This is a genomic window from Pseudomonas tremae (assembly GCF_001401155.1).
Classification (GTDB): domain Bacteria; phylum Pseudomonadota; class Gammaproteobacteria; order Pseudomonadales; family Pseudomonadaceae; genus Aquipseudomonas; species Aquipseudomonas tremae.
Map to the genome: position 1 here is coordinate 155,211 of NZ_LJRO01000458.1, position 12,904 is coordinate 168,114.

Annotated in this window: 7 protein-coding genes; all 7 read left to right on the top strand. The window is 53.0% G+C overall.

Annotated elements, in window-relative coordinates; all coding sequences use genetic code 11:
• Window positions 1–192 precede the first annotated feature (192 nt).
• The 7 genes from ALO43_RS24980 (at window position 193) to ALO43_RS25010 (ending at window position 12,823) form a co-directional block, all read left to right on the top strand.
• On the top strand, window positions 193–3,966 hold the full coding sequence (locus tag ALO43_RS24980) for an ATP-binding protein (protein WP_054998267.1): 3,774 nt from the start codon (window positions 193–195) through the stop codon (window positions 3,964–3,966).
• Complete coding sequence (locus ALO43_RS24985; RefSeq protein ID WP_054998268.1) at window positions 3,966–4,607, top strand: condensin complex protein MksE; 642 nt, start codon at window positions 3,966–3,968, stop codon at window positions 4,605–4,607. The genes ALO43_RS24980 and ALO43_RS24985 overlap by 1 nt, the downstream gene beginning before the upstream one ends.
• Window positions 4,604–5,842, top strand: coding sequence for a hypothetical protein (locus tag ALO43_RS24990; protein ID WP_054998269.1), 1,239 nt, complete (start codon window positions 4,604–4,606; stop codon window positions 5,840–5,842). Before ALO43_RS24985 ends, ALO43_RS24990 begins: the two co-directional genes overlap by 4 nt.
• On the top strand, window positions 5,830–6,681 hold the full coding sequence (locus ALO43_RS24995; RefSeq protein WP_054998270.1) for a DUF7281 domain-containing protein: 852 nt from the start codon (window positions 5,830–5,832) through the stop codon (window positions 6,679–6,681). Before ALO43_RS24990 ends, ALO43_RS24995 begins: the two co-directional genes overlap by 13 nt.
• A 144-nt stretch (window positions 6,682–6,825) precedes the next feature.
• A complete protein-coding gene (locus tag ALO43_RS25000) occupies window positions 6,826–10,368 on the top strand; it encodes an NACHT domain-containing protein (protein ID WP_054998271.1) in 3,543 nt (1,180 codons plus the stop codon).
• A gap of 85 nt (window positions 10,369–10,453) precedes the next feature.
• Complete coding sequence (locus ALO43_RS25005; protein ID WP_054998272.1) at window positions 10,454–12,007, top strand: hypothetical protein; 1,554 nt, start codon at window positions 10,454–10,456, stop codon at window positions 12,005–12,007.
• 60 nt (window positions 12,008–12,067) lie between these two features.
• Window positions 12,068–12,823, top strand: a complete 756-nt coding sequence (locus ALO43_RS25010; RefSeq protein WP_054998273.1) for a hypothetical protein — start codon at window positions 12,068–12,070, stop codon at window positions 12,821–12,823.
• Window positions 12,824–12,904: the final 81 nt, after the last annotated feature.

Consider the following 12,904-nt stretch of genomic DNA (forward strand, 5'->3'; position numbering starts at 1 on the left):
AGTTCATGTGTGAAAAGATTCGTGGTCTTTAGCCGCTAGCGATCATCACATTCACCCGGCAAGGTTCAGGAATACAGTCCTGGCGCGGTTGCATATGCAGCGCAGCCGCAGATCATCTACCTCGTTGCTAACACCAGAGGTCGGTGTGCAGCCGCAGCCAGGAGGGCTCTTTGCAGGCTATAGGGACATCGCATGCCAACTGATCAGCACACTCAAAGCCTGTTCCTTCTCCAGGACGAATCGGCATCGACCGATGAGTCGGACGTCGCAACACCAGGCGAACCTGACGAGCGTCTGCCTGAAGCGCTCTACAGGCTGCTAAACATCCACCTTGTCGACTCATTATCCAAAGGCCGCGTCCAGACAATGGCCGTCGATGGTGGCGTGGCATTGACTGGACGCAATGGCCAAGGGAAAACATCGTTGCTTGCCCTGGCACTGATGTTTTCTGGCGTCGAGCCAACGGACGTGGTGTCCAAGGGCAAGGACTCCTTCATCGACTACTATCTACCTAATCAGACCTCATACATCGTCTATGAGTATGAAGTACCGGATGGTAGTCGTCGCCTCGTCGTAGCCTACAGCAACAGCACGGCAGATCGGGTGCGCTATCGATTCGTCAAAAGCGAGTTCCGACGAGACATGTTCGTGTCGGATGACAATCAGTTCATCTTGAACAGAGATTTTCGCAGGAGACTTGCCGAACTCAGGATTTCATGTGCTGACCGGCAAATTGATACCTACCTTGATTACCGCTGCATCATCCAGGGTTGGCAGCCTCACCATGCTGATAGCAATCAGCGTCGATACCTAGCCGGCATGTCTGCAGAGTATGGATTCACTTCATACAATCGCCCCCTGCGGCATCTGGAAAAGCTCACGAAAGGCATGTTCTCTCGTCAGGCCAACTTTGATGACCTCCAGCAGGTCGTAGCGGATTGGGTTTTCGAGGGAAAGCCCTCGGTAGGTATCCACACCGATCGGACACGTGTGGAAAACTGGCCCCGAGATTACAACGCTTATCGGCAGATCATGACGATCGAGCATGAAGTGGTTGGCGCTGTGACTGTGCGTGAAGCTCTTAACGCTGCCCATGAGCGAGTTCGAGAACTCAAGGAGAAATTCCTGATCTTGCGTGATCACCTTGAGTTCAGTCAGGCGGCCAAGGACAACGAGCGGACGAGTCTTGAGAAATTCCTTAGTGAACGTAAAAACGAGCACGAGGCCGCTGCTGGAGACCTGATTCGCCAGATTGCCGAGGCGCACCACCAAGTGGGACAGTGCGAAAAAGACCTTCACCGTATTGAGCGTGAGCGTCAGGCATTTGCTGATGCCCAGGTCGAGGACAAAAGAAGCCGTGCTGCCCAACGGGAGTTGCTCATCGACGAGGCCCGGCGCATCGATGAGCAGTACAGGCTTGCTCTAGGTGCAGCATCTGATATCCAGACCCAGTATGACGCGGCGATTAACGAGGAAGCTCGTCGGCACCAGATTTACCATGCGGCCGCTCTCACCAAGATTACCGAGCTCAACAGTGCACACCGGGTAGAACTCGATGCAGCTGCCGAGTGCGCGGATAAAGATAGACGTCTTTACGATTCGTCCTGCGAAGCTGAACGTAACCGCATCCAGGAACAAATTGATGTTTTGAGGGGCCAGGTTGGCCGGGATGAGGAGCGGGTTAACAATCCCCCAACAGATCCGTTGCTGATCAATGCTATAGAACTGAAGCAGGACTCCCTGCAGCAGGCTGCAGCGGTGCTCCGAGTCGCGGAAAAAACCGTCAGCGCCAAAGACCAGGCTGTCGACAGGCTCCAGGCTGAATCCGCAACGCTAGACCTCCAGATTCAGCTACATACTAAAGGCCTGTCGACCCAGTCTGAGAAAATTCAAGGAATCCAGCGCTCTCACGCTCCCGATCCGGACAGTTTGCTGCACTTCCTCAGATCCACGCGCTCCGACTGGGGTGTGCACATTGCCAAGGTGATCAATCCCGAACTGCTTCACCGAACCGATTTGCACCCGCAGACAGTGGACACTAGTCAAAGCTTGTATGGGATCACACTCGAGCTAGATTTTGTCGCTCCAGTTGATGAAGCGGACGATACGTTGCTCCAAGAAATGCTAGCTGAAGCCGTCGCTGAGCGAGAGGCGTTGCAGATTCAGCTGGATTTGGCCGTCGCTCAGCAGAAAGCGTTGCGCGAGGCGATAAAGGCTGCAGTTACCGAGTTGACTCTTGCGCGTGCAGCCTTGGGTCGCGCCCAAAACGATCATGCTGCCCTAGATACGGAAATTCGTGACGTCCGCAAGGAGCTCCAGCGCAAGCGGGATACTGCAGTCTCGGATGCTGTGACTGCTCTCAGCGCAAGACGAGCGCAGCTTGAGTCTGCAATAGGCGTGCAAAGGGAATTCAATGATCGCCATCAGCAAAGACATATTGAATTGGCTAGCTTGGCTACCGCTAAGCGTGAGGCGATCGACAAACGCTTCGGGCTTTCTGCCGGGCAGATTAACACCGCGATCGCTGACCACGAAACCTCTACGCAAAACGCGATCAAGACCCTGAGAAAACAGCAAGATGCTGCTTTGTCCGAACGAGGGGCAGATGTCGAGATTTTGAACGCGCTGAAAAATCACAGCCAGCAGCTCAGAGATGATCTGGAAGAAATTAATGGTTGGACTGACCTCCTTAATCAGTGGCACCACTGGCTGACTGTCGTCGAGCCAGAAATTCCGGCAATTCAGGAGAAACTAGATCAGCAGCAGGCTTTACATGAGCAATTGACACTCCAGCTCAGTGCGGTTGAGGAGACATGGACTCGCACAAAGCGGGAGGTCGAGAGGCAGATCAGCGAATGCAATACTGCTGCCTCTATCTTCTACAAGGACTTCTTAGCCGTAGAGTCCACGTTGAGGGATCAGCTACAGGAATACACGCCGACCGACCGTCATGAAAAGTATGATGTGGCTTGGCAAGCGACCGCGCTGCGCACAGCGCTAGGGGCCTGTTTCCAGGAACTGCATGACGCGGACGGTGCCTTGCGAGCGAAGATCAAGGGAATGCGCGGGGCATTCTCTGCCATTGCACTCTCTCCGCCCGCCACCTATTTCAGCGACCGTTTGAGCAACCTCAAAGACGAGCTGCCGCGTGAAATCACTCCTAGCGACGTGCTTGGCGTCGTGGAAGATTGGTTCACCCACCAGCACGAGCAAAGCCGTCGGCTGCTGATCGCGGATGCTCGTACGATTTTTGGAGAGATCCAGGGGCTGCACCGAGAGCTTAAAAAGTTTTGCGATCGACTGGCACGCTTCAATACGGCGATGCAGAGTCATCTTTCCCGCAGCTCGAAGGTGTTCGACAGCCTGACTGACCTGCAGATATCAATCGTCTCAGCTGTCGAAGATTTGAATTACTGGTCAATCATCAAGAAAATCACCGACGACCGTGATCAGTGGATCAAGGATGGCGATCTTCCAGACGAATACGCTGTCGACCACCTGCGTGCCCTCCTGAACCTGTGGGACATCAAGAACGGTATCAATGCCAATTTCAAATCACTGGTCAGCATCCGCGGTGCTGTCAGGGAGAACGGAAACCTGAGGCAGTTCCGCAACCGTGCCGAACTGGAAAATATCTCATCCAATGGCTTGAGCTACTTGGTGATGATCATCCTGTTTCTTGGGTTCATCTCTAAGGTTCGAGGAAACGCTCCGGTGCAACTGACTTGGTGCGTAGATGAGCTCAGGGCGATCGACGCGCAAAACGTTGTGTCGCTGTGCAACTACCTTGGGGAAAATCACATCACGCTATGTACCGCATTCCCTGACCCAGACGCAGAAACGCTCATACTGTTTGCCAACAAATACAAACTCGATTCAGAACGCCGGCTGGTGCATTGCGAGCTAGTCATCGAGGGTGATCCTGAACTGGATGAACCTCTGGAAATCGAAGTGGAGGACGTCTAATGAGCCCTTTCGCCCGCATTGTGACCGACCTTCTCAAGGGCGGGTTCATCTGCCAGGTAACTGACTATGAAGGCTATCAATTCCTCAGCAGCCCGCAAGCGTCAGGTAGCCGTACTAACCAGGATGACGTTGATGACTACCTGCGCCGTATCAACATCCGACTGACGCAGACCCGCAGTGGCAGCGCCTTCTTCGCTGCAGCATCAGAGATTGACAGCGAAGGCAAAAAGATTGCGAGAAGGCGCTTTGGGGAGCTTAAGAACAGTCTCCGGCCAATGGTTTCCTTCTTGGAAATGGTAATGCGGCTGGAAGGTGATGACGACGCAGTATCTCCTGGCCAAAAGCTCGACCTCAATCGCACCATGGCCAAAATTGCAGCGAACGCCGGCATCGGTGAGCAGTTGAGGCAAATCGCATCAGATACCAATATCTCGACCCGCGATGGTTCAGACAGAGAGCGCCTAAACAAGATCGTGAAGAGATTTCGCGATGATGGCTACCTGCAGTTGGTTAACCCGGAATCAGAGATCTACGTGTTCACCGGTCGGATTGAGTGGTTGATGGAGGCTATCGAGTATCTGATGCTCCACGACCAGATCTCAGACGATGACAAGGAATTCGATAAGAGAACGGCCTCATGAGCACCCTGGTAGATGCAGTGGTCGGTCATTTGGAACTCTTGCACTCTCAGCGCAAGCTGATCGCACAGATGTACGTAAGTGGTCACGTTGTACGGGACGAACAAAATGCTAAAGCGCTGAGCCAGCTTCAGCAGATCCGTGCCGTCCGTTTGAACGAAACGCTCAAAGACTCCTATAGACTTTCTCCTACCGTGAGCCGGCTGCTCAACGAGGCGAGTTACCGATCTCGAAACTATGGGGTTTCTGCAGATTTTGGGAAACAGCTAAGTCGGCTGGATAAGCTACTGGAGGACTTTTCCGAAGCATATTTCGACGGTCGTGGGGAGGACGTCATGCTATTGCAGGACGAGATCGACCTCACGCTCTTCGAAATTTCCGAAGAGATGAAAGACTTCCTACTCCACGTCCGAACTGCAGCCGAAAACAATTTTGGCAACGTACGCACTTATCGGGAGAAAGAAAAACAGAATTTGCATTACCTAGAACAGCTCGAGCGGATAGTCGAGGCATTGTCGCAATTCGATGACGCTGCCTTGCTCGAAAGCCTTGGTTCAAGTGAGCGCGAAGCTTTGGAAGCCCTGTATCAAGGCTATATTCTGGACAGATTGTCGAGCTGGCGATCCACGACGGCGGATATTACCCGAGTGTTGAAGCTGTATCTTCATAAGCTACGGGTGGTAGAGCCTCGAGCAAGGAGATTGCGAGCTTTGCAAATGTACCTGCTCCGACATCCTGAGTATGAGGTACGTGATCCTTATGAGTATCCGGAAATCCCGGATTGGGCCTATCAGTACGAGCCGATGAAGCTACGATTGGATCTCGACTTCGGCAGGCAAGAAATCAGAGACAGCCTGGCCGATGTGGCTAAAAACATCGACCGCTCAGTGGCTGTACCCACCAAAGAACGACGACCAGGAACGCCCGTCACGGAAGCGCCACCCAAGGCTGCATTGATCAAAGGCTCTCCCCTGGTGGTCGTGAGCCAACGCCTGCTCAACGAAGCCGCCCACAGCCCCGCCCCAATGTCTGCTGCTCGATATTTCGCGCTCGCTCCTGAGACCCAAGTGCTGGATCAGGAATCTTGCATGATGTGCTTTCTAGCCTTGCTTGATAAGCAGGTGAAGGCAAATGCGCAAATCGTACGACGCTTACAAATCGAGCTCGTCTCCATCAACGACGACGATAGGCTCAGTGGAAACGTCATTATTGCGGATGTCACCGTATGCAAGCGTTAGGAAGTCTGAAAAAACTGCTGGCTATCTACCAGTCGGAAAAAGAGCTTTTCAAGCGTTCCCGTCAGTTGGACGGTTTGTGCGACGAGTACGGAATCGGTCAAGCAGTAGGAGCCATGTGGCAATTCACCCTGGCCGACAAGCTACAAATCGCAGTGATCATTCAGAGCAACTGGAACGTCGACCCCATGATGTCACTCGACGGGTGGGACGACCTTTCTCGCAACGAGGCGGTTCAGTTGGGTGGTGATGAGAAATTCACCAAAAAACGGCTAAGAGGTCAGCGGGTTGCCATTAAGTCCCTACCTGATCGACCTCTGATGCTTGGGAGCGCGCCTTACACCCTTCCGCCAGGGATCAATCTGGATGTCGATCGCCAGTGGGTTGTGGAGCGCTGCCAGCATGATGCAGTACTGCTGATTGAAAATTGGGAGAACTTTGAACTGACCGATCGGACACCGATACTGAAATCAGTACCGGGCAATCCGCTTGTGGTTTTCCGCGGGGCGCCGGGCGGTTACAAGGTCGACAGTGCTTACCGCTTGCTTGATGATTTGGGCCTGCCAGTGATTGCGTTTACCGACTACGACCCTGAAGGGCTTGCGATCGCAGCCACGCTGCCATATTTCAGTCGGTACCTCGCTCCAGGAGCGCGATGCTTGGAGAAACTATGCAGTAAGCTGAGCACCCAGCGCAGATACCGCGAGCAGATCGTTCAAAAGCGCTCGATGCTTGAGGCGCTCCATGATCCCGAGCTGGTGCGCGTATTCGAGATCATTAAAGCTGCGGGCAAAGCGTTACCTCAGGAAAGGCTGATCGGATTGGTGAATTGGCAAGATTAGGCCTCAAGATCACCGTCGTCGCAGAAAGCCTTTCGAACATCACCCCTTTACATGTCTACGTGCTGGACATGGCGCCTCCTCAGTGCGGTGCCACGGAGGCCATGCAGACAGTTTCAAACATAGATCCCTGACTGACTCATTGAGATGACAGAACATTCCGATTCAGCCTTTTCAGAAAAGCTGAAAAGCAAAAAAACTGGAGGAGGTTCAGCCTTTGGTGGCGGTGCCAATTTTCAATCCTCGCTGACAGCCATTGTCGCGAGCCATATTTTGCATGGCAGCCCTTTGGGCTGGCTTGATGGTGTCTGCATTGATATTCCCTCTGCTGTTTGGGCTGAGAGCGAGGGAGCCGGTGACGATCTGCGGATTGAGCTTACAGACGGCAGCGCAATCGAGGTGCAAGCCAAAAAAGGTCTGAAACACCGTGACAAGCTCTGGTCAGCACTCATGGATCTGGCACAAGCCATTCATGACGGGTCACTCGCCTACGGTATCTTGGCGGTAGCCTCAGATACCAGCGCCGTCATTAGAGAAGACCTCGCAAACGATATCGAGCGAATGGGGCAAGGCCGCGCAGATAGGCTGACTGCTATTGGGAACGAATTTCACAACCTCCTGCTAACCAATAATCTATCAGTGGAGATTGTGTGCCGATCCCTGCAGATCCGTGTCATCGATACTCTTATCTCAAAAAACGGGGACATCAGTGCCGCAAAAAATGTCCTCCGATTAATTTGTGTGGATGAAACTGATGCTTGCGCAGCGTTCGATATCCTAGGCTACCGGGCATTAAGATTGATTGAGAATCGCGGGCGATGGACGCTGCGAGATCTGGTGCAATTGCTTCGAACAAGAGGCATCAAGCTACGCAACGATGGCAGCCCTGCCGCTTTGCTTGACCGTTATGGCCAGTGGGTCAGTAATACCCACAATGACTATGCAATCATCGGCGCCGGGCCCCGCATCCCAATCGAATACCTGCTCCCCATGAAGCTTGAGCATCGAGAGTTTGAGCTGGCGGAAACAGCAGACGCATTATCCGCTTTGCAGCGTTACCAAAAAATCCATGAGCGAGAGCATAGAGGTGACACCTTTGATTCCCTGTGGACTGCACGCTTTAGAAGGAAGGCGGTAGTCGTTGCAGGGCCAGGTTTAGGCAAGTCAACTATGCTACGGGCACTCGCTTACCAGTACTCTGTGGATGGCTTTATGGTTTTGAGCGCGCCTCTCAAATCGATCGTTGCGGGTATCCACGCGGGTAAAACTTTTACCGAATCGCTAGTCAACACGTCCTTTGATGGCTCTGGGATACCGGTTGGAGATGCTATCAACGACAGACGTTATAATTGGGTCATCCTGCTGGATGCATTGGATGAGTGCGGTAAGGATCACCGTCTAATTGCTGAGCATATTCGACGCTTCGCATCGGGCTATCCCGCGACAAGGATCGTGGTTACCACAAGACCAATCGGATATGCCACTAACGCTCTAAAAGACTGGGCTCATTACACGCTCCTGCCTCCTAAAGCTGAGGACGGAGCTGAAAATGTGGAAAAACTGCTCAAGCTTATCGCGCCGCAGGATCTCCCGAGTGCCGCTCTTCACCTGCCCACTAGCTATGGACGGCGAAACTCAGCAAGCAACGGCTTTGCTATCAGTCCACAGCTATTAGGAATGTCTGCAGTACTCATTCTGCGCAAGCGTGCACTGCCCACCTCGCGAGTGAAGCTTTACCGGGAGCTCATTAGGCTTTTTGAGGGCGCTGAGAATCAGCCTCGAGCATCGGATGGTGGAGAGCTAATCGATATCGCAATCCAAGTCCTTGACTTGACCGGATGGCACTTGATTCAGAACCCGCTGCTGCCGCTGGATCAGCTAATTGCGGAGGTAGCTGCGGATTTGGCGCAGCTACTTGAGAGATCACTGTTGCTGTCCAAGGGCTTCGTCAGGGAAGCGTTGAGCCATTGGGAACGCATGGGATTGGTGGAAACTTTCTTCCATAGCGACATCCGAATGATCGCGTTCATCCACAAGTCGTTCTGCGAATTTGTGGCGGGACGCCATTTAAATCAACAAACACTGCAGATTATTGATCAAGCAGCTGATCGCCAGGATATGCATGAGGTCGTCAATTTTGGTTTAGGTCTGGGCCTGGCTGATAAGCTAATTGATATATGTCTTGCCCGACACGCCGAAGGCGATGCCAGCCAATTAAATCGCGCCCTTGCGTTGCTCAGCAAGCCAGAAGTTGTAGTGGCTGAGCACCGAATAAGCAGGCTCATAGCCTTGTCATTCAAAGCGATGGATGATGATGACACGCACATATTTACAATAGGTGTAGCTCTCTCAGACATCGTAGGCCAGCCGGCTGATTTGGTGATCCCTGAAGCATCCAAGCGCCTCTATGTATCGAGCCCGGCAGTCAGGCTAGTGGCATGGGCGTTATTCTCTCGATCAATGAACGATAGTGTCCAGGGTGCTACCTTACTTCAGGAACTATCACTTACCGTGCCTGCGCCCATCTCTGGACGGCTTTTACAAAAACCGGAGCAAGAGACACACGACCTGGAGCTACTGCGGCGTCTAGCGTCAAATTGTCTGAAGGCTTGTCCAGACTCCGAGGCGCGAGATTTTGCGTTGACACTGCCGGATCAGGTGTTTAGCAACCTTGGGTTTATCATCTACATCAACGAACATTTGGAATCGCGTCAAATCGCGCCAGTACCCACCGCCTGGGATCGATCAGGCTCATCAACCAATTCGGTGTCGCTACCGCTCATAGATCCAGGCTTTCGCGATGTCGGGATGAGCGCAACCCTCGCAGTCGCAAAGGCGTTCATACCGGATGATCATCGTTTCGAAATTATCTCAGAGGGGCGGCATTCACTCCCCCAGTTGGCGGGATTCCTGAGGGCATCTGGGTTCATGAATAGCCCTGCAAGCGACGTATACAGCTGGGGTACGCCCTATGAGGCAGCATCTGCTAAGAGCACGCTGAGATATATTGCTTCGCTTCTTCCGCTGGATCACGCTTCACTTCAGCAAGAGTGCAGCAAGCTCCTTAACCTTTATCTGGGAGGCGTAAGCTCGATCTCTGACGTCCTGCCGGATGTGGATATTCAAGAGCTCACTCCAGTTGATAGCGCAAGGCCTCCGTATGATTTGGTTTTGGTCAAGCAAGCCCTCCTGCATCCATCAGAGTGGCTATGTAGGCTAGCCGCAAGGATTTGTTCGTCATTCCCCGTGACGAAGTCAGAGCTTGAAATACTGCTCCCCGCCTCGAGTGGGGCTTCACTCAGCGCTGTGCTGCGCCTAGTGGCCGTTCACCATCCAAACCAGTTGACCGACATGGCTCGGCGACGGCTGACTGGTGAATCAACGGGTGACTTGAGTGCCGCCTTTCATGTCTTGCGATCCTCAAATATGCAACCTTGCCCTGAAGTGATTGAGATCGCGCTGAGCCTTCTTTGCTCAGAATGTAAAAACACAAGCGCGTCAGCGGCCGAACTGTTGAGTTGCTGGCTGAATCAGGCCGTTGTGATTGATACAGATAAGGTCGACAAGGCCATCGAGCACTGGGGCGGCTCCCAAACAGCCAAGCCTCTTTGGCGTCTCCACACCCCGCTTCACTCAATTATCGAATTGTCGGATAAAATTCGTGCTACCAACATGGCCGCCGAGAAATAGGGGGCGTCCTCCCAGGTGGTCACCGCATCGGCGGCGGGTCAATTCATTGCTAGATGGTTTGAGCGTCAAAATTACTGAGGAATGTATGGGGGATATTGGTACTGGCGGTGAGCTTCACTTTATGTCGTTCTGCACAGATGGCGGGGTCACAGCGAACAAAAGCCAGACCGATAGGCATGGGTGGGATGTACTGATCGAGCTCGAGCAAGATGCAGCGTATTTCAGCCAGTCGACACTTCATGAGCCAATCATCACCGGCACCGTGCAGGTCAAGTCAACTCGATCTAAGAAGCTGACGGTTGACGTCACTTTGTCCAACCTCAGGAAAATGGCGACGAACCCGTTGCCTGCTTTCTATGTCCTTGTCGACTACTCGAGTGGCCCACTACCTCATAGAGCGTTTATCCGCCATGTTGACGAGATGCTCATTGGGCAGATCTTAGAACGGGTCAATGTGCACATCGTTGAGGGTAACGGCAATGTTCTGCATAGAAAGAAACTGCGGATCGATTTTGACCTAGGCCTGGAGATCAGTCTGGTAGAGCCGGCTTCATTCAAATCGGCTCTCGTCAAATTTGTAGGTCGTTCGCCTTCACGGTACACCGAGCGCAAGCTGCGATTTCTGCAAACCGTCGGCTACGACAGTCATAGCCAGACGATGACTTTTGAGCTTACAGACCTCGAGTATTTGGTTGCCCTGGCCGATGCGACGATGGGCATGGGAGGGATCGTCGAACTTGCGAAATTAAACTTCCATCCCAAACGCTTTGGCCTGGCAGACCCGTTGCACCTGCATAAGGGTTTGACGGGGACTCTGGAGGTGCACCCATCCGGGCCCGCGGCTGAGGGGTCAGTGACGTTCCGCGACGGTTCCAGTGGGGTGCGTGCCGAGATGCCAGCATCCTTATACGTCAGTGCAATGCACAATTCGCTTCCCCCGCATTTAAGGAGGATTCGCGTCGACGGAGGAAACTTCGAGCTGCTCATGAGCGAAGATGGATCGAACAGCAATTTTAAAGTGACGATTGATGATGACACACCCGTCGAGCTTGAACAGCTCTGCGCCCTCTTCCAGATCATTTGCATGCTTCATGACCCAAAGGCAGTTTCAGTTGAGCTGAAATTCAACGGAAAGCTCGCGGTAATGCCCCTAACAGCCGCGACGAGCCTCAGAGATTATAGCGTGCCACTGCGTCTTGCAGAAACCTTGCTTGAGCTGAAGGCACTCTTCAGAGATCGAGGAAGCCTGTGTGTTTCTCCGACTGACCTCGTAACACATCTCCAAGCAATCGGGGGCACTGCATCTTTTTTGCGCGGTGATATAGATGCTACCGTGACACTGAGTCTTTCAGGGGTCTTCGAGCCGTTCGAGGCCGTGTGTTTGGTTCCACTGAGCCTCGTCATCGGAGGTAAAGCATACGTAGCTGTTGTCGCCGTTACGGGAGCGATGACCCCGACACGCGAGGGTAAATTTGCCTTGCGCTCCAAAATGGTGGAGTCGCTGTACAAGACAGTAATCCGTGAGGACGATTTGGATGAAGAGCGCATCCTGGCCGAGATAGAGCCTGTGCTCGACAGGTACACCAACAATCTGCCTGTTCTTAACCTCGTCCCCGCGATGCTCCGCTTTGGTTCATAGTCGATCATATTCTAGATTCCGAAGCTTCACGCGCCGGCATCATCACCTGGAGAAAATTACTTGAGCAGTGTGGCGTTGTTGGAGTGGAGTTACCTTCCGACCAACCTGATCGGCAGCGCGCAAAAATTCGAAGCGCTAGGCGCCTCATTCGTTATCCAGAATGGGAGTGCGCGGGCTCAGATGGATGAGTCTACCTTTCGGTTGGCGCCAGATATGAAGCAGAAGCTGCTGGCCGTGATAAAAGCACGAGTAGCACCTTTCGAGCATTTGGCATCAGCGTCTCTTGATTTTAGAGATCGGCCTGCACTGACGATTACTCATGATGATGGACGACCGACCGAAATTCATTTGGAAGCCCATGCGGGGATACGTATAGCCGACTATTTGCATTTCCAAGTCATCGACAAAAATGGGGTCGTGACCTTTGACTCAGAGCTTGACCAGCTCGCAAGTGCAGAGGCAAACGCCGAGCTCCTTGCAAGGCATGCAACGGATGATGTCCTCTCTCGCCTACTTCTTAGCCTTGCTCAGTCCCGAAAAGATCGAGACAACGAGTTCACGCACCTCTATGAAATTCTGGAAGCCCTAGCCACCCGGTTTGGGAGCAACCACAACATTTGCGGGGCGCTTGGCATTAACCTACCCCACGTCAGGGATTTCCATCGGATCTGCAACACCCCGTCAACCGTAAGCAGGCATCGCGGATTAGCGAAATCCCCTTTGGCGGAGCCTGATCCAGCACAATATTCATTCGCTCGATCCTTTGCTTGGGAACTGGTTATGGCCTATGGGAGTTGGCTTGAGGGCCCGAGGTAAGCTGGTCTCACAAGATATGGGCTCAAATTGTTTTTTAGCAAGGTATTCCTCGCCCACAGCGTTTTGCTTTGTATTGAATCA